Source organism: Streptomyces sp. NPDC126499 (assembly GCF_040302485.1).
Classification (GTDB): domain Bacteria; phylum Actinomycetota; class Actinomycetes; order Streptomycetales; family Streptomycetaceae; genus Streptomyces.
In genome coordinates this window covers 18,558-36,856 of record NZ_JBEOUO010000008.1, presented here as the reverse complement: position 1 = coordinate 36,856, position 18,299 = coordinate 18,558, and the positions used below count along the sequence as shown (strand labels likewise).

General features: G+C 74.6%; 14 protein-coding genes. 8 read left to right on the top strand and 6 right to left on the bottom strand.

Annotated features, from left to right (window positions below; genetic code table 11):
• Nucleotides 1-232: 232 nt before the first annotated feature.
• Nucleotides 233-826, top strand: a complete 594-nt coding sequence (fxsA, locus tag ABTZ91_RS13645; RefSeq protein WP_352077320.1) for an FxsA family membrane protein — start codon at nucleotides 233-235, stop codon at nucleotides 824-826.
• A 140-nt stretch (nucleotides 827-966) separates the two neighbouring features.
• On the opposite strand, the gene ABTZ91_RS13640 is transcribed toward fxsA, so the two are convergent.
• From ABTZ91_RS13640 to ABTZ91_RS13625, 4 genes are all read right to left on the bottom strand, one after another.
• Entirely contained in the window at nucleotides 967-1,341 is a 375-nt protein-coding gene (locus ABTZ91_RS13640; RefSeq protein ID WP_026278069.1) for an RNA polymerase-binding protein RbpA, read from the bottom strand.
• A 255-nt stretch (nucleotides 1,342-1,596) separates the two neighbouring features.
• Nucleotides 1,597-3,000 (bottom strand): MFS transporter, encoded by a 1,404-nt coding sequence (locus tag ABTZ91_RS13635; RefSeq protein ID WP_352077319.1) that lies wholly within the window; start codon nucleotides 2,998-3,000, stop codon nucleotides 1,597-1,599.
• A gap of 54 nt (nucleotides 3,001-3,054) precedes the next feature.
• The gene (locus ABTZ91_RS13630; protein ID WP_352077318.1) at nucleotides 3,055-3,825 is read right to left on the bottom strand and encodes a glycerophosphodiester phosphodiesterase; all 771 of its coding nucleotides are present in this window, start codon (nucleotides 3,823-3,825) and stop codon (nucleotides 3,055-3,057) included.
• A complete protein-coding gene (locus ABTZ91_RS13625) occupies nucleotides 3,822-4,574 on the bottom strand; it encodes a hypothetical protein (protein WP_352077317.1) in 753 nt (250 codons plus the stop codon). Before ABTZ91_RS13625 ends, ABTZ91_RS13630 begins: the two co-directional genes overlap by 4 nt.
• A 133-nt stretch (nucleotides 4,575-4,707) precedes the next feature.
• Between ABTZ91_RS13625 and ABTZ91_RS13620 the strand changes: the two genes are divergently transcribed.
• The gene (locus ABTZ91_RS13620) at nucleotides 4,708-6,207 is read left to right on the top strand and encodes a PLP-dependent aminotransferase family protein (protein WP_352077316.1); all 1,500 of its coding nucleotides are present in this window, start codon (nucleotides 4,708-4,710) and stop codon (nucleotides 6,205-6,207) included.
• A gap of 70 nt (nucleotides 6,208-6,277) precedes the next feature.
• Here ABTZ91_RS13620 and ABTZ91_RS13615 read toward each other — a convergent pair whose 3' ends face one another.
• Nucleotides 6,278-7,939 carry a hypothetical protein gene (locus ABTZ91_RS13615; RefSeq protein ID WP_352077315.1) on the bottom strand — a complete coding sequence of 554 codons (1,662 nt, stop codon included), beginning with the start codon at nucleotides 7,937-7,939 and terminating at the stop codon, nucleotides 6,278-6,280.
• A 37-nt stretch (nucleotides 7,940-7,976) separates the two neighbouring features.
• Nucleotides 7,977-8,171: a hypothetical protein gene (locus ABTZ91_RS13610; RefSeq protein ID WP_128976945.1), complete on the bottom strand. Its 195-nt coding sequence runs from the start codon at nucleotides 8,169-8,171 to the stop codon at nucleotides 7,977-7,979.
• A 303-nt stretch (nucleotides 8,172-8,474) separates the two neighbouring features.
• Here ABTZ91_RS13610 and ABTZ91_RS13605 point away from each other — a divergent pair, with 303 nt between their 5' ends.
• From ABTZ91_RS13605 to ABTZ91_RS13580, 6 genes are all read left to right on the top strand, one after another.
• A complete protein-coding gene (locus ABTZ91_RS13605) occupies nucleotides 8,475-8,873 on the top strand; it encodes an ankyrin repeat domain-containing protein (protein WP_352077314.1) in 399 nt (132 codons plus the stop codon).
• Between the two features lie 244 nt (nucleotides 8,874-9,117).
• Nucleotides 9,118-10,539 carry a HEAT repeat domain-containing protein gene (locus tag ABTZ91_RS13600; RefSeq protein WP_352077313.1) on the top strand — a complete coding sequence of 474 codons (1,422 nt, stop codon included), beginning with the start codon at nucleotides 9,118-9,120 and terminating at the stop codon, nucleotides 10,537-10,539.
• Nucleotides 10,540-10,847: 308 nt separating this feature from the next.
• Nucleotides 10,848-11,975, top strand: a complete 1,128-nt coding sequence (locus tag ABTZ91_RS13595) for a glycosyltransferase family 1 protein (protein WP_352077312.1) — start codon at nucleotides 10,848-10,850, stop codon at nucleotides 11,973-11,975.
• Nucleotides 11,976-12,142: 167 nt separating this feature from the next.
• The gene (locus ABTZ91_RS13590) at nucleotides 12,143-13,312 is read left to right on the top strand and encodes a glycosyltransferase (RefSeq protein ID WP_352077311.1); all 1,170 of its coding nucleotides are present in this window, start codon (nucleotides 12,143-12,145) and stop codon (nucleotides 13,310-13,312) included.
• Between the two features lie 185 nt (nucleotides 13,313-13,497).
• Nucleotides 13,498-14,316 carry an SGNH/GDSL hydrolase family protein gene (locus ABTZ91_RS13585; RefSeq protein WP_352077568.1) on the top strand — a complete coding sequence of 273 codons (819 nt, stop codon included), beginning with the start codon at nucleotides 13,498-13,500 and terminating at the stop codon, nucleotides 14,314-14,316.
• Nucleotides 14,313-18,134 carry a hydantoinase B/oxoprolinase family protein gene (locus ABTZ91_RS13580; RefSeq protein WP_352077310.1) on the top strand — a complete coding sequence of 1,274 codons (3,822 nt, stop codon included), beginning with the start codon at nucleotides 14,313-14,315 and terminating at the stop codon, nucleotides 18,132-18,134. Before ABTZ91_RS13585 ends, ABTZ91_RS13580 begins: the two co-directional genes overlap by 4 nt.
• Nucleotides 18,135-18,299: the final 165 nt, after the last annotated feature.

The window sequence follows — 18,299 nt, the reverse complement described above, 5'->3', positions numbered from 1 at the left end:
GCGGGCCGACTCGGCGGGCTGGGCGCACCGGCGCTTCGGGGCCGGCCGCACGGCCCTCGCGCGTGGAGCGAGCCTGTGCTCTCGGGCGGCTGGCCGCACCGGCCCTCGCGCGTGGAGCGCACCGGCTCGCTCGGCCGGTCGCACCGGCGCTCTCCCGCCGGTGGCGCGCTGCCCCTCGTACCTGATCCCGCCTTTATGACGTTCCTGCGGGCCGCCAGGCACACTGGGGGGCATGACGACCGGCGCACCGCCTCCCCTCGCCCCCAAGCGCTCCCGCGCGCGTACGTTCCTTCCGCTGGGCCTCGCCGCGTGGCTGGTCCTGGAGATCTGGCTGCTCACCGTCGTGGCGGACGCGGCGGGCGGCCCGACCGTCTTCCTGCTGCTCCTCGGCGGCGCCGTGCTCGGTGCCGCCGTCATCAAGCGGGCCGGGCGGCGGGCCTTCGCCAACCTCACCGGGACCTTCCAGCGCGCCCAGGAGGCGGCGCTGCGCGGCGAGGCGCCCACGGCCGCCGAGCGGACCGGGGCGGAGGACCGCAACGGCTTCCTGATGCTCGGCGGGCTGCTCCTGATGCTCCCCGGCCTGATCTCCGACGCGGCCGGCCTGCTGCTGCTCGTGCCGCCGGTGCGTGCGGCCGTCGGGCGGTACGCGGAGAAGGCGGTGGAGCGCCGGATGGGCGCCGCCCCGCACGGAAGCCTCCAGGACGCCTTCCAGCAGGCCCGCATTCACCGGCCGGACGGGAAGGTCGTGCAGGGTGAGGTCATCCGCGAGGACGCGCCTCAGCGGCCTGAGCGGCCCGAGGACCGGCGCCCGCCCCTCACGCCGTAGCGCGGCGGGCGCGTGGGGCGCGTCGGCGCCCGCACCGTACGACGACGCCGCGGGGCCCGGTACACGGATCGTGTACCGGGCCCCGCGGCGTTTGTTCGTACTGTCGGGCCGTGCTGCCGTCCGCCGGGCGGACGGTCGCGTCAGGCGGACTTGCGGCTGTCGCGCGGATGCACGGCGATGTTCATGGCGCCGGACCGAAGGACCGCCAGCCTCTCGGCCAGGACCTCCTCCAGCTCCTCGCGGGTACGCCGCTCCATGAGCATGTCCCAGTGCGTACGCGCCGGCTTGCCCTTCTTCTCCTCGGGGCCGTCCCCGTCCACCAGGAGCGCCTGGCTTCCGCAGACCTTGCACTCCCACTCCGGCGGAATCTCCGCCTCGACCGAGAAGGGCATCTCAAAACGATGTCCCTTCTCGCATGCGTACTCCACCGCCTGGCGCGGGGCCAGATCGATGCCGCGGTCGGTCTCGTAGCTGGTCACCACGAGGCGCGTGCCGCGAAGAGCTCGCTCACTCATGAATCGTGCCTCCCGGGCTTGTCGCCCACAGGACAGGTGTCGCTGTCGTCGTCATCCGGTCAACGTCCGGTCGGCGGTAAAGATTCCCGTTCCGGGTCATGCGTCGCCCGTCGTGCCGCCCCTTGTTGTACCCACCAGTGCCCGTTTTGTCACATCTGGCAGCAGATGTCACTCAACGCCTTCACCAAGACAGCGCGCAGTAACGGTCCGCCTGGCAGGCCAAACGCGTACACTACCGCCCTTTCACTCCCGCGTCTAAATCCGGTCGGGTACGGGGTTTCCCGCCGCGGCCACCGCGCGCCGTACCGGGACCCTCGCGAGCAGGACGAAACCGGCGGCGAAGAAGATCACCAGGGAGATGATGGCATCCCGGTAGCTCCCCGTCAGCTGATACGCGAGACCGAACACCAACGGGCCCAGCCAGCTCAGCCCCCGGTCGCTCATCTCGTACGCCGAGAAGTACTCCGCCTCCTTGCCGCGCGGCACCAGATGGGAGAACAGCGACCGCGACAGCGCCTGGCTGCCGCCCAGGACCAGGCCGATCGCCGCCGCCAGGCAGTAGAAGAACACCGGAGCGCCGGCCGGCAGGAAGTAGCCGGCGGCCAGGATCGCCGTCCACACCGCGAGCGACCCCAGGATCGTCCGCTTCGCCCCGTACGTCCGGGCCATCCGGCCCATCCCGAGCGCCCCCGCCACCGCGAGGACCTGCACCAGCAGCACGGCCGTGATCAGCGTCGTCTGGTCCAGACCCAGCTCCTCGGAGCCGTAGATCGACGCCTGGGAGATCACCGTCTGCACCCCGTCGTTGTAGACCAGGTACGCGAGCAGGAACGACAGCGTCAGCGGATGCCGGCGCATGTCCTTGAGCGTCGCCACCAGCTGCCGCCAGCCGCCGACGGCACCCTCTTCGACGGCCTCCCCGCCGTCCCTCTCTCGGCCGCCGGTCCCGCTCTTCGCCGGGGCCGGGAGCACGGGGCGGTCCCGCAGCCGCCGCAGCGGCACCAGCGCGAACACGCCCCACCACAGGCCCGCCGACGCCAGACAGATCCGCACCGCCGTGCCCTCCGTGAGTCCGAAGGACTCGTGCCCGGAGTACAGCACCAGGTTCAGGACCAGGACCAGCGCCCCCGAGGTGTACCCGAACGCCCAGCCGCGCGAGGAGACCGCGTCCCGCTCGTCCGGCTCCGCGATCTGCGGCAGGTAGGCGTTGTACAGCGCCATCGCCACCGCGAAGGAGGCGTTCGCCACGATCAGCAGGAACGCGCCGAGGAGATAGCGCTGACCCTCCAGGAAGAACATCCCCGTCGTCGCGGCCGCGCCCAGATACGCCGCCACCGCCAGCAACGGCTTCTTGCGGCCCGTCCGGTCGGCCGCCGCACCCGCCAGCGGCATGGCGAGCACCGCCACCACCAGCGAGGCCGAGACGGAGTACGCGAAGAGCGAGCCCGCCCGGACCGGGATGCCCAGCGGGTGCACGAACCCCTCCGGGTCCGCCGCCGCCTTGGCGACCGAGGTCAGGTACGGCCCGAGGAACACGGTCAGGACGCTCGTGGAGTACACCGAGCACGCGAAGTCGTAGAAGTACCAGCCGCGCTGTTCGCGTCTGCGCCCGGCGGGGTCGGCGGTCCGCCCCTCCGGCTCCGTGGTGTCGGCCGTCACGCCCGCGCCCCCTCGTTCGTCCCCGTTGACGGGACGCGCGCTCGGCCCCGGGCCTCAGACCCACAGCCCCCGGTCGGTGAGCACCTCGCGCAGCGTCTCCAGATGATCGGTCATGATGCCATCCACGCCCAGATCGAGGAGGGCGTTCATCCGCGCCGGATCGTTCACGGTCCACACGTGCACCTGCAGCCCGCGCGCGTGCGCCGCGCGCACGAAGCGCCGGTCCACCACCGGGATGCCGGCCTGACGCTCCGGAACCTGGGCCGCCACCGCGCCCGCGCGCAGCGCCGCCGGCACGCCGAGCGAGCGCAGCCGCAGCCCGACCACGCCCTTCACGCCGTACGAGGTGGCGAGGCGTTCCCCGGCGAGCTTCCGGGCCCGCGCCACCCGGGCCTCGGTGAAGGAGCTCACGCACACACGGTCCCAGGCCCCGGCCTCGCGGATCGCGTCGAGCAGCGGCGCGAGCGCCGACTCGGTCTTCAGATCCACGTTCCAGCGGGCCTCCGGGAACTCCGCCAGCAGGTCCGCGAACAGCGGCAGCGGCTCCTTCCCGGCCACCCGCGCCTCCCGGACCGCCGCCCACGGCAGGTCCCGGATCCGGCCGCGGGCGTCGGTGACCCGGTCGAGCGTCGCGTCGTGGAAGGCGACGAGGACTCCGTCCGCGGTCGTGTGCACGTCCGTCTCGAAATAGCGGTAACCGGCCGCGGCGGCCCGCCGGAAGGCGGCCGCCGTGTTCTCCAGGCCGTCCGCCGTGCCGCCGCGATGGGCGAAGGGGATGGGGGCCGGGTGGTCGAGGTAGGGGTGGCGGTGGGGTACGCGAGTCACCGCCGCAGTATGGCCTGCCGGGGTGTCGCGGGGGCGACGGGATCGGATCCGGAATGCTGAATGTTGGATCCACGATCATGAATAGGGGATCCAGGATCCTGGACATCGGATCCCATCACCGGGACATCGGATCCACGATCCGTCTCCGGGACGGCGAACCACCGCAGGAAGAACTGCGCCAGCGGACCGATCGACAGCGCGTACAGGACGGTGCCGACCCCCACCGAGCCGCCGAGCAGGAAGCCCGTGGCCACGACCGCCACCTCGATCGCCGTGCGGACCAACCGGATCGACCGGCCCGTCAGCCGGTGCAGGCCCGTCATCAGGCCGTCGCGCGGGCCGGGGCCGAAGCGGGCCGCGATGTAGAGGCCGGTGGCCATGCCGTTGAGCACGATGCCGAGCACCATCAGCGCGATTCCGGCCGGCAGTCCGCTCGTCTCCGGCACCAGGGCCAGGGTGCCGTCCATCGCGAGACCGATGACGAAGACGTTGGAGACGGTGCCCAGGCCCGGCTTCTGCCGGATCGGGATCCACAGCAGGAGCACGACCGCCCCGACGACGATCGACACGACGCCGATGCTCAGCCCCGTCCGCTCGGCGAGGCCCTGGTGCAGCACGCCCCAGGGTTCCAGGCCGAGCCCGCCGCGTACCAGGAGCGCCGAGCTGATGCCGTACAGCGCGAGCCCGGCGTAGAGCTGGACGAGACGGCGCGTCAGGTGCCGGCCGCGGAGGCCGGAGGCGATGGACAAAGGAGTGCCTCCCTGGGGGACGGCCGGTCGGGTGGACCGGCCTGGGCTGGTGTCGGTGGACTGGTTCATGACACTCTGTGGCGGGAGACGACAACCCAACCATGGCCAATTCGCGGAAGGTGGACTGATTTCCATGGCCCAGTGGACTTCGGCCGTGGGGCCGGCCCAGCTCGCCCGGCAGCTCAAGGCCCAGCAGCCGCGGCCCGCCGTGCCCGGCGCCCGCAAGCCGCCCGCCTACCGCGCCCTCGCCGACGGCATCCGCCTGCTGGTCCTGGAGGGCCGCGTCCCGGTCGCCGCCCGGCTGCCCGCCGAACGCGAGCTGGCCCTCGCCCTCACCGTCAGCCGCACCACCGTCGCCGCGGCCTACGAGGCGCTGCGCGCGGAAGGCTTCCTGGAGTCTCGGCGCGGCGCCGGCAGCTGGACCGCCGTCCCGGCCGGCAACCCGCTGCCCGCCCGCGGCCTCGAACCGCTGCCTCCGGAGTCGCTCGGCTCCATGATCGACCTCGGCTGCGCGGCGCTGCCCGCGCCCGAGCCCTGGCTCACCCGGGGCATCCAGGGCGCCCTGGAGGAACTGCCGCCGTACGCCCACACGCACGGCGACTACCCGGCCGGACTGCCCGCGCTGCGGCAGATGCTCGCCGACCGCTACACCGAGCGCGGCATCCCCACCATGCCCGAGCAGATCATGGTCACCACCGGCGCCATGGGCGCCATCGACGCCATCTGCCACCTCTTCGCGGGCCGCGGGGAGCGGATCGCCGTCGAGTCCCCCTCGTACGCCAACATCCTCCAGCTGATGCGCGAGGCCGGCGCCCGGCTCGTGCCCGTCGCCATGGCCGAGGGCCTGCGCGGCTGGGACCTCGCCCGCTGGCGCCAGGTGCTGCGCGACGCGGCACCCCGCCTCGCGTACGTCGTCGCCGACTTCCACAACCCCACCGGCGCCCTCGCCGACGAGGACCAGCGGCGGCAGCTGGTGGAGGCGGCCCGGTCCGCCGGCACGGTCCTGGTGGTCGACGAGACCATGACCGAGCTGTTCCTCGACGAGGACCTGCGGATGCCCCGGCGGGTCTGCGCCTTCGACCCGGCCGGCGCCACCGTCATCACCGTCGGCTCGGCCAGCAAGGCGTTCTGGGCGGGCATGCGGATCGGCTGGGTGCGCGCCTCGCCCGACGTCATCCGCTCCCTCGTCGCCGCCCGCGCCTACGCCGACCTCGGCACCCCCGTCCTGGAGCAGCTCGGCGTCCACTGGCTGATGCGCACCGGCGGCTGGGAGGAGGCCGTCGCGCTGCGCCGCGCCCAGGCCAGGGAGAACCGCGACGCCCTGGTCGCCGCGGTCCGCAGGGAGCTGCCCGACTGGGAGTTCGAGGTCCCGCGCGGCGGCCTGACCCTGTGGGTGCGCACCGGCGGCCTCTCGGGCTCCCGCATCGCCGAGGTCGGCGAGCGCGTCGGCGTCCGGGTCCCCTCGGGCCCGCGCTTCGGGGTGGACGGTGCCTTCGAGGGCTACGTGCGGCTCCCGTTCACGGTCGGCGGCCCGGTCGCCGAGGAGGCCGCCGTCCGCCTCGCCGCCGCGGCCCGCCTGGTGGAGTCCGGCGCGGGCGGGGGCGTCGACGGGCCTCGGTCCTTCGTCGCGTAGACGGCCGGCCGCGGGAAGAGAGACGGCCGCACCCCTCACGGGTGCGGCCGTCTCCTCGCGCGGAGGGGGCTCAGCCCTCCGCGGCGACGGGGGAGGGCAGCGGGGTCGGCGCCGGCTCCTTGCGGTGGGCGGGAGCCGGCTCCTTGCGGTGGGTCGGGGCCGTGTCGGTGTCCAGGTCCGGTTCGGCCGCCGGGCCCGGGGGCGTCTCGACCGCCGGGGCGACTGCCGTCTCCCGCTCCGGCAGCAGCTCCAGGACCGCCCGCCGGTGCGCCTCGCTGGTCGCGTCGTCGTACGGGTCGGGCGTGGCCGGCACCTGGAGGCGGAGCACCGGCCCGGCGCCGAGGCGGGCGTAGCCGCGGCCCGGCGGCACGTCGGGGACCGGCGTGGTGTGCGGTTCGGCGCCCAGCACCGCCGCGATCTGCTCGCGCGACGCGGGGCCGAGCACCACACGCGCGCGCGTGTGGCCGCGTACCGTCTCGCTCAGCGACTCGACGCTGTCGAACTGCTCGGCCACGACGACCGTGACCTGGGCCGCCCGCCCGTGCCGCAGCGGCACCTGGAGCAGGTCCTGCGGATCGGGGCGGCCGTCGGCGGCGGCCAGGTGGCCGAGGACGCTCGGCCGGTCGAGCAGGATCCACAGCGGGCGCCGGGTGTCCTCGGGCGCCGGCCGGCCCGCCTGCCGGGCGCGGTTGGCGGCGATCAGCCGCCGCTCGGTCTCGTGCGCGGCCCATTCCAGGCTGGTGAGCGCGCCGGAGAGTCCGCACTCGACGGCGAGCACGCCGTCCCGGCCGACCAGACAGGCGTACTCGCCGGTGCCGCTGCCCTCGACGATCAGCACGTCTCCGTGCGGCAGGGCCTGCAGGGCGATCGAGCGCAGCAGGGAGGTGGTGCCGCTGCCGGGCTGGCCGACGGCGAGCAGGTGCGGCTCGGTGGAGCGGGGGCCGGTGCGCCACACGACGGCCGGGGCGTCCTCGGTGCCGTCGGACGCCCGGACGGGCACGGTCCGCTGGACGGCGTCGGCGTCGGTGAAGCCCAGCACGGTCTCGCCGGGCACCGTCACGAAGCGCTGGGCGGCGATGGTGGTGGGCAGCGCGGGCAGCACGCGCATGGTCAGCCGGTTGCCCTCCTCGTCCCAGTCGAAGAGGTACTCGCGGCCACGCCCCGACTTGGCGTGCAGCAGGTGCTCGATCCGGGCCCGGGCGGCCGGCTCGCCGTCGGTGAAGTACGGGGGGTAGGAGATCCGCAGCCGGGTGAGGCGGCCGTCCTCGTCGAAGGCGTAGTCCCCGAACGCCGCGCTCCAGTCGCCGCCGTGGGCGAAGAGCGGCTCGGGGTCCTCGGGCAGCGACAGATACGGCACCAGAGCCTCGTAGAGACCCTTGAGCCGGGCGATCTCGGCGTCGTCGGGCCCGGTCTTGACGACCGGGCGCTCACGTCCCTGCCAGGCGGCCGCGCCCATCACCGTGACGAGGGCGAGCAGCGGACCGTACGGCACGAGGGCGACGACCAGGACGCAGGCCGCGACCAGGAACAGCGTGGGACCGCGCCGCTCCTTGGGGGTCGCGGCCCACTTGGCGCGCGCGGTCGCGGCCAGCTTCCGCAGACCACGCGAGACGGTGATCAGCGGATGGAGCACGTCGGTGGCGCTGTCGGCGGCCGTGCGCGCGATCTCTCGGCTGCGAGCGATCTGTGCGCTGCCGCTGCTCAGAATGCGGGGGAGTGGTCGCCGGGCCACGTCGTACTCCTGGAGTGGTGGTGAGGGGGGAAGGGCGTCAGAACTTGATCCCGCCCAAGAGGCTGGCGAGGCTCTGGCCGCCCGCGGTGATGCTGGGGGCGATCGCGGTGCCCGCGAGGTAGAAGCCGAAGAGCGCGCAGACGAGCGCGTGCGAGGCCTTGAGTCCGTCCTTCTTGAAGAACAGGAAGCAGATGATGCCGAGCAGGACGACGCCTGAGATGGACAGGATCATGAGGTGTTCTCCTGGTTGAGGGGACAGTCACCATGAGTCCTTCCAAGTTCACAGCAAGTATCTATGTGATAAAAGGTGCATATGGGTGAATAGCTGGCGATTTCACTTGACCAGCGGACGCCCGGACCATCTCCGGGTGGCGAAACGCGCGGGTTGCGGTAGTGCACCGGTCCGGTCACGAGCTGCGGTGATCCTTGCCGCGGACGCGCCGCCTCATGTCGTGCGACGGGCAGTACCCTGTCGATTCACTCGTACGGCCGCGCCCGCCGTGCGCGGGACAGGCAAGGAGAGGCAGGACACACGATGAGCGAGCACGAGACCCCGGACCCCGAGGTCGTCGAACTGGCCTCCAAGGTCTTCGACCTGGCCCGTACGGGGGACGCGGTGACCCTCGCCGCCTACCTCGACGCCGGCGTCCCGGCGAACCTCACCAACGAGAAGGGCGACTCCCTCGTCATGCTCGCCGCCTACCACGGCCACGCCGAGGCGGTCACCGCGCTGCTGACCCGGGGGGCCGACGCCGACCGCGCCAACGACCGCGGCCAGACCCCGCTCGCCGGAGCCGTCTTCAAGGGCGAGGACGCCGTCGTCCGCGCCCTCCTCTCCGGCGGCGCAGATCCGGAAGCAGGGACTCCGTCCGCCGTGGACACCGCGCGGATGTTCGGGAAGACGGAACTCCTCGAACTCTTCGGAGCTCGGTGAACACCGGCTGAACCCCAGGTGAGGCGGCGCCGTAAATGTGGTCGCGGTGGCGAAATGGGTGGGTCATCATGACGTCGGGCCCGCAGGGGGCCACCGACGAGAGGCAGAGGAAGATGGTCACTGGCAAGCGCAGGACGACAACGGGCGGCCCGACATGTTGCCGCACGGCCTAGGCGACGAGCCTGTCCCGGTTCACCCCGGATCCCACCCGGTCGTGTCGACAGCTTGATGTGAGGCGTCTTCCATGTTCGATCCAGTCATAGCGCCGAGCGGCACCCTGCTCGGTCTGCTGCAGAGGGGCCGCGGCGACGGCACCCTCCACGCGCTCGCCGCGCCACGCCCCGAGGCCCTCGCGGCCCTCAACCACTGTGTTCTCGACGACCCCCGCCACGACTGGCAGGTCGAGAACCGCTCCCTCTACTACGCCCGGCTCTACCTCGACCTCCACGGAGGTCTGGAGGAGATCGAGGCGCACCTCTTCGGTGCCGAGGACCACCTCGACACCGAGGAGTCGAGGACCGGGCTCGCGCTCTCCGTCCTCGGCCACCTGGCCTCCTACGGCCGCCAGGACGCCCTGGTGCTCCTGCGGCGGTACGCCGCCACCGGCACCAACTGGGCCTGGGCCCTGGACGAGCTCGCGCTCCGCGACGACGACACCGGCCTGCGCGCCCTCGCGCTGCCGGTCCTCGCCCGCTTCCCGGCCACCGCCGAGGGCGAGGCCGAGCTCGCCGCCACCGTCCGCGACGCCTTCGAGCCGCGGCCCTGGCGCCTGTGGGCCGAGGACCCCAGGGAAGCCGTCGGCGCCCGGATCAGGGCCGCCCGCGAGCAGGGGTCCTTCGACCGCTGGCAGCGGCAGCTCCGCCCCACCGGACCCCGGCCCGGCTGGAGCGTCCAGGCCGTCCTCGACTGGGCCCAGGAGGGCCACGAGCGCGGCGCCGAACTGCACGGGCCCGCCGCCCGCTGCCTGGTCGCCGTCGCCGGACCCGAGGACCGCGAGACCATCCTCGCCACCGCCGGCGGCGGCCCCGACGGCGCCCGCTGCGCCGCCCTGCACTACCTCGCCGAGACGCAGGACCCCGCCGTCCTCGACCTCGTCGAACGGGCCGTCGCCGACGGCTCCCGCACCGTCGCGGACGCCGCGGTCGCCGCGTACCAGCGGATGAGCGGCGAGGCCGCCGTGGACCGTGCCCGCGGCTGGATCCACCGCCCCGACGCGCTCGGCTCGGCCGCCGCCGGAACGCTCGCCCATCGCGGCGGCACCCAGGACTCCCCCCTCGTCCTCGGCGCCCTCCGCGAGACGGTCCGTTCCCAGGGCCCCGACGCCCCCGCCCTCTACCCCCTCGTCGACGGCGCCGGACGCCTCGGCATCGCCTGCGCCGCCCCCGTGCTGCGCCACATCTACCGCGAGACCGCCTCCTCCCAGCTCCGCGGCCGCACCGCCCGGGCCCTCGCCGCCACCGACGCCGGCTTCCCGACCGGCTTCGCCGTCGAGTGCCTGTGGGACTGCGAGGAGACCACCCGCGAGCTCGCCGCCCTCCACGCCGAGACGGGTGACGTCCGGGTCGCCGAGCGCCTGCGCCGCCTCGCCGCCGACCCCGCCGAGGAGGCGGAGGTCCAGACGGCCGTACGGAACCGGATAGGACCGGACCTCGACCTGCAGGTCTGACGCTCCCCGAGGGAGCCGGCCCGGGGGCTGCCGCGAGCGGCGCCCCCGGGCCTTCGCGCGGAAGGCGCGCGGGCGCGCGGGCGCGGTGCCGCGGGATGAGGGCGAACGGGCTTACGGAGAGCGGCGACGGGGACGCGGGCGGTTCCGTGAGACGGGCGAGCGGGGTCGTGGCGACCGGGCGGACCCGGGAGTCGCGGCGGCGCGGCGGCGCGGAGGCGTGGGGACCCGGAGGAAACGCTCATGGGACGTTCCCCCGGCGTCCAGATCCACTTTGACGGGGACACGCCGAGCGCGACGACAACACCCGTATGCGTGTCGTCATCGTCACCGAGTCCTTCCCGCCCGACGTCAACGGTGTGGCGCACTGCGCCGTGCAGACCGCCCACCACCTGGCCCGCCGCGGCCACGACCCCCTCGTCGTCGCCCCCGCCGTCCCCACGGGGGCGACCGGACCGGACGCCGACGCGCCCTGCCCCGTCGTCCGCGTGCCGTCACTGCCCCTGCCCGGCTACCCGCAGGTACGAGTCGCCCTGCCCAGCCGCAAGGTCGCCGCCGCGATCGCCGCGCACCGGGCCGACATCGTCCACCTGGCCAGCCCCTTCGTGCTCGGCGTGCGCGGGATGAGCGCCGCCGGCCGCCTCGGGCTGCCCGCCGTCGCCGTCTACCAGACCGACCTCGCCGGATACGCCCGTACGTACATGGGCGCGGGCGAGACCGCCGCCTGGCGCCGGCTGCGGGCCGTGCACGGCGCGGCCGACCGCACCCTCGCCCCCTCCACCGCCGCCGTACGGGACCTCCAGGCCCACGGCATCGGGCGGATCCGGCTCTGGCGGCGCGGCGTCGACACCGCACGCTTCCGGCCCGCCCAGCGCGACCCGGCCCTGCGCCGTGAGCTCGCGCCCGGCGGCGAGACGATCGTCGGCTACGTGGGGCGCCTCGCCCCCGAGAAGCGCGTCGACCTGCTCGCCGGGGTGTGCGCCCTGCCCGGCGTACGGGTCGTGGTCGTCGGCGACGGTCCCAGCGAGCCGGGGCTGCGGGCGGCGCTGCCCGGCGCCCTCTTCCTGGGGCGCCGCACCGGGACCGACCTGGCCCGGATCTTCGCCTCGCTCGACGTGTTCGCCCACACCGGACCGTACGAGACCTTCTGCCAGACCGTGCAGGAGGCCATGGCCAGTGGCGTCCCGGTCGTCGCACCCGCCGCGGGCGGCCCCCTCGACCTCGTCGCCCACCGCCGCACCGGTCTCCTCGTCGCCCCGGACGACCCGGCCGGGCTCTGCGACGCCGTCGTCTCGCTGGCCGCCGCCCCCGCCCTGCGCACCGCCTACGGCCGGGCGGCCCGTGCCACGGTCGGACGCCGCACGTGGGAAGCCGTCGGCGACGAACTGATCGGCCATTACGGAGACGTGCTGGGCGAGCGGACGGCGGTGGCGGCATGAGCGGCACGCGCGCGCGTGGTGGTGGGTTCGGCGCAGGGGCCGTACCCGTACCTGTGGGCGTACCGGTGCCCGAGGGGGACCTCGGAGCGGGTCGACGGCCCCGTACCGACCCCGGTATCGCACCCACGGCCGAGCCCCGGACCCGGCCAGGCGCGGGTGGCGGCCGGGTGGGCGCCCGGCCGCTGCGGATCGTCCGGCTGGCGAACTTCGTCACGCCGACCTCCGGCGGTCTGCGCACCGCCCTCGACCGGCTCGGGCGCGGCTACCGCGCCGCCGGACACGATCCGGTGCTCGTCGTCCCCGGCGATGTGGCGAGCGACGAGGAGACCGCGCAGGGCCGGGTGATCACCCTCCCCGGGCCCGAGCTGCCGGGCACCGGGGGATACCGCGTCCTCGCCGACCGCCGACGGCTGCGCAGGCTCCTGGAGGGGCTGGCCCCCGACCGCCTGGAGGTCTCGGACCGGACCACGCTGCGCTGGACGGGGGAGTGGGCGCGCCGGGCCCGGGTGCCGTCCGTGATGGTGTCCCACGAGACCGCCGACGGGGTGCTCCGCACCTGGGGCGTGCCCGCCGCGGTCGCGGCCCGGACCGCCGACCGGCTCAACCGCCGCACGGCCTGGGCCTACTCCAGGATCGTCTGCACCACGGAGTGGGCGGAGCGGGAGTTCGTACGGATCGGGGCGCGCAACGTCGTCCGCGCGCCGCTCGGCGTCGACCTGGACCGCTGCCGCCCGGGGCGCCGCAGCACCGTGCTGAGGGCCCGGTACGCCGACGGCGAGCGGGTGCTGCTGGTGCTGTGCTCCCGCCTCTCCGTCGAGAAACGGCCCGGTACCGCCCTCGACGCCCTCGCCGAGCTGCGCGCCCTCGGCGTCCGGGCCGCCCTGGTCGTCGCCGGCGACGGACCGCTGCGGGCCGCCCTGGAACGCCGGGCCCGGGAGCAGCGGCTCCCGGTGCGGTTCCTCGGCCACGTCGCCGACCCCGAGGCCCTGGCCGACCTCCAGGCCGCGGCGGACGTCTGCCTGGCACCGGGCCCCGCCGAGACCTTCGGCCTCGCCGCCCTCGAAGCCCTCGCCTGCGGCACACCCGTCGTCTGCAGCGCCTCCTCCGCCCTGCCCGAGGTCGTCGCGGATGCCGGCGCCTGCGCCGCCGACGACCCGGCCTCCTTCGCCCGCGCCGTCCGCACGGTCCTCGACCGCCCGGACGACGAGCGCCGCACGGCCGCCCGCGCCCGCGCCGAACTCTTCTCCTGGTCGCGCGCGACCACCGCCTTCCTGACGGCCCACGACGCGGCGCCGACGGCCGCCGTCGGCAGGGCGTCGCGGGAGACCCTCCGATGACCACCCGGCATCCCCCGACACCCCGTCCCGAGCCGACGCCCGGCCCGGCGGACCGAGACGGCGCCCCGGCGTCGCACCTCGGGTCCGCGCTGACCGCCCCGGCGTCCGACGTCTCGGCATCGCGCCTCCGGTCCGGGCCCGCAGCCCCGGCGCCCCGGGGCGCCCCCTCGCCCGTCACCCGGTTCGTGGTCCTCGGCGACTCCCTCAGTGAGGGGGTCGGCGACCCGGTGGGCGCCCGGTGGCGGGGGTGGGCCGGGTTGCTCGCGGAGGGGTTGAGACCCGGCGGGGAAGAGGTCGCGTTCACCAACCTGGCCGTCAGCGGGGCACAGAGCCGAGACGTGGCCGAGGTTCAGCTGCCGAGGGCCGTGGCCCTGCGGCCCCAGCTCGCGTCCGTCGTCGTCGGCGTCAACGACACCCTGCGCCGCACCTTCGACATCGGACCGCTCGCCCGCCGCCTCGACCGTGTCTGCGCCGAACTCTCCGCCAGCGGCGCCGTCCTGCTCACCGCCTGTCTGCCCGACCCGGGCCGGATGCTGGGCCTGCCCGCGGCCCTCGCCCGGCCGCTCGCCCGGCGGCAGCGGGCCGTCAACGCCGTCGTGCACGCGCTCTCCGCGCGGTACGGCGCCGTCCACCTCCATCTCGACGCCCCCGCCTGGACCGAGGACCGGTCCCTGTGGAGCGCCGACCGGCTCCACCCCGGCGAGCGCGGCCACCGCGCCGTCGCCGCCGCCTTCCACCGGCTGCTCCGCGACCGCGGACTCGCCCACGGCACACCGCCGTCGCCCGAACCCGAACAGCCCCCGCCGACCCGTACGGACGCGCTGCTCTGGCTCGCCACCGCCGGGACCGCCTGGGTCGTACGCCGCTGCGGCGACCTGCTGCCCCAGCTGCTCCTGCTCGCCGCCACCGAGCTGCGCCATTCCGCCACCGGCACCCGGGCCCGGCTCGACGCCCGCGCCGAACACGCCCTGTCCCGGGCGCTCGCGGCCACAATGGGACCATGACCGGGCGCTGGGAGTTCTGGATCGACCGCGGCGGCACCTTCACCGACATCGTGGGCCGGCGCCCCGACGGCCGGCTCGTCACCCGCAAGCTGCTCTCCCATGATCCCGACCGCCCCGAGGACGCCGCCGTCGCCGGGATCCGGCTCCTCCTCGGCCTCGGCCCCGGTGAACCCGTCCCCGCCGACCGGATCGCCGTCGTCAAGATGGGCACCACCGTCGCCACCAACGCCCTGCTGGAGCGGCGCGGCGAGCCCACCGTCCTGCTGATCACCGCCGGCTTCCGCGACGCCCTGCGCATCGCCTATCAGAACCGGCCGCGCATCTTCGCCCGCCACATCGTGCTGCCCGAAGCGGTGTACGCGCGCGTGATCGAGGTTCCCGAGCGGGTCGACGCCCACGGCCGGGTCGTCACGCCCCTCGACGAGGACGCCGTCACCGCCGCCCTGGCCGACGCCCACCGCGACGGACTGCGTTCCGCCGCCGTCGTCCTGATGCACGGCTACCGCCACACCGCCCACGAGGCCCGCGTCGCCGCACTCGCCCGTGCCGCCGGCTTCACCCAGATCAGCTGCTCCCACGAGGTCAGCCCGCTGGTCAGGCTCGTCCCGCGCGGCGACACCACCGTCGTCGACGCGTACCTCTCGCCGATCCTGCGGCGGTACGTGGACGAGGTCGCCCGTGAACTCTCCGGCGTGCGGCTGATGTTCATGCAGTCCAACGGCGGGCTGCGGGAGGCGGCCCGCTTCCGGGGCAAGGACGCCGTCCTGTCCGGCCCGGCCGGCGGCGTCGTCGGCATGGCCCGCACCTCGGAGCAGGCCGGCTTCGACCGGGTCGTCGGCTTCGACATGGGCGGCACGTCGACGGACGTCTCGCACTACGCGGGCGAGTTCGAGCGGGAACTCGGCACGCAGGTCGCCGGGGTGCGGATGCGCGCCCCCATGATGAGCATCCACACGGTCGCGGCGGGCGGCGGCTCCGTCCTGCACTACGACGGCCGGCGCTACCGCGTCGGGCCGGACTCCGCCGGTGCCGTCCCCGGCCCCGCCTGCTATCGCCGCGGCGGCCCGCTGACCGTCACCGACGCCAACGTGATGCTCGGCCGGATCCAACCGGACCACTTCCCGGCTGTGTTCGGCGCACACGGCGACCAGCCGCTCGACGCCGATGTCGTCCGTAGGCGGTTCACGGACCTCGCCGCGGAGATCGGCGGTGACCGTACTCCCGAGGAGGTGGCCGCGGGCTTCCTGGAGATCGCCGTGCTCAACATGGCCAACGCCGTCAAGAAGATCTCCGTCCAGCGCGGCCACGACATCACGCGCTACGCCCTCACCTGCTTCGGCGGCGCCGGCGGCCAGCACGCCTGCGCCGTCGCCGACGCCCTGGGCGTGGACACCGTCCTCGTACCGCCGCTGGCCGGAGTCCTCTCCGCGTACGGGATCGGCCTCGCCGACGCCACCGCCATGGGGGAGCAGTCGGTCGAGGCCGAACTCGACGCGACGGAAGCCGAACTCGACGCGACGGAAGCCGGGCACGAGTCCCAGGCCGGGGAGGAGGCCGAAGCCGGGGACGAATCCGGATCCGGGGACGAATCCGGATCCGGGGACGAGTCCGAAGCCGGGCACGCGCCCGGAGCCGAGGCCGCGCCCGTAGCCGGGGCCGCCGTCGGGCGCGCGGCCCGCGCCGGGGGCGCCTCCGGCACCGCCGAGCGCGTCACCCGCCTCTGCGCCGAACTCGCCGACCGTACCCGCGCCGACCTGCGCGCCGACGGACTCCCCGACGAGGCGATCACCACCCACGCGCGCGTGCTGCTGCGTTACGCCGGCACCGACGCGAGCCTCCCCGTACCCCTTGGAACCGCAGAACAGATGAAAGCCCGGTTCACAGCCGTCCACCGGCGGCGCTACGGCTTCACCATGGACGCCCCCATCGTCGTCGAGGCCGTCTCCGTGGAAGCCGTCGGCACCGCCGGACCGCACGGCCCCGTCGTCGTCCCCCGCAGCACCCGCCAGGGCGAGCTCGCGCCGAGAGCGACCGTCACCATGCACAGCGGAGACGGGCCCGCCCCCACCCCGCTGCACCGGCGCGAGGACCTGCGCCCCGGCGACGGCGTCGACGGCCCCGCCATCCTCGCCGAGGCCGACGCCACCACCGTCGTCGACCCCGGCTGGCGCGCCACCGCCACCGAAGGCGGCCACCTTCTGCTGCGCCGCGTCACGCCGCGCCCCGCCCGCAGAGCCGCCGGCACCGACGTCGACCCCGTGCTCCTGGAGGTCTTCAACAACCTCTTCATGGCGATCGCCGAGCAGATGGGCGTCCGCCTGGAGAACACCGCACGCTCCGTCAACATCAAGGAACGGCTCGACTTCTCCTGCGCCCTGTTCGACCCCGAGGGCAACCTCATCGCCAACGCTCCCCACATCCCCGTCCATCTCGGCTCCATGGGCGAGACCATCAAGGAGGTGCTGCGCCGCGACGCGGACGACCTGCGCCCCGGCGACGTGTACGCCATCAACGACCCGTACCACGGCGGCACCCACCTGCCGGACGTCACCGTCGTCACACCCGTCTTCGACGACACCGGCACGGACCTGCTCTTCCTCGTGGCCTCCCGCGGCCATCACGCCGAGATCGGCGGCATCACCCCCGGCTCCATGCCCGCCTTCAGCCGCACCGTCCACGAGGAGGGCGTCCTCTTCGACAACTGGCTCCTGGTCCGCGACGGAAGACTGCGCGAGGCGGAGACCCGGGCCCTGCTCACCGGCGCCCCCCACCCCTCGCGCGACCCCGACACCAACCTCGCCGACCTGCGCGCCCAGATCGCCGCCAACGAGAAGGGCATCGAGGAACTCCGCAAGACCGTCGACCGGTTCGGCCTCGACGTCGTCCACGCCTACATGCGGCACGTCCGCGCCAACGCCGAGGAGTCCGTCCGCCGCATCGTCGCCGGCCTGAACGACGGCTCCTACCGTTACGAGACCGACGGCGGTGCCGTCATCCAGGTCTCCGTGCGCGTCGACCGCGAACGCTGCCGAGCCGTTCTCGACTTCACCGGCACCTCCCCGCAGCTGCCGGGCAACGCCAACGCGCCGACCTCCGTCGTCATGGCCGCCGTCCTGTACGTGTTCCGCACCCTCGTCGACGACGACATCCCGCTCAACAGCGGCTGTCTGGAGCCGCTCGACGTGCGCGTCCCGCCCGGTTCCATGCTCGCCCCGCGCTACCCCGCGGCCACCGTCGCCGGCAACGTCGAGACCTCCCAGGCCGTCACCGGCGCCCTCTACGCGGCCCTCGGCGTCCAGGCCGAGGGCTCCGGCACCATGAACAACGTCACCTTCGGCAACGACCGCGTGCAGTACTACGAGACGGTCGCCGGCGGCTCCGGTGCGGGCGAGGACTTCGACGGCGCCGACGCCGTCCAGACGCACATGACCAACTCCCGGCTGACCGACCCCGAGATCCTGGAGTGGCGCCACCCCGTCCGGGTCGACGCCTTCGCGATCCGCGAGGGCAGCGGCGGTCGCGGCCACCACGTCGGCGGCAACGGCGCCGAGCGCCGCATCCGCTTCCTGGAACCGATGACGGTCACCCTGCTGACCGGCCACCGCCGCGTTCCGCCGTACGGCATGGCGGGTGGCCTGCCGGGCGCACTCGGCGCCAACGCGGTCGAGCGCGCCGACGGCACCGTCGAGCGGCTGGAGGGCGTCGACACGACGGACGTCGGCCCCGGCGACGTCCTGGTGATCCGCACCCCGGGCGGCGGGGGCTACGGCCTGCCCGAGGACGACGGTTCCGCCACCGTCGGCGACCCGGCCCGCTGACCCGTCCGGACCGCCCCGAACAGGCGACCCAGCCCGCCCCTGTCGGGGACGGCCCCGGACAGACGTCTTCCGCCGACCGGCCGGCACGGCGGACGCAGCGTGGCGCACTCCGGGCGGGCCCACCTCGTGACGGGTCCCGCGAACACGCCAGCGGTCGCGAGCACG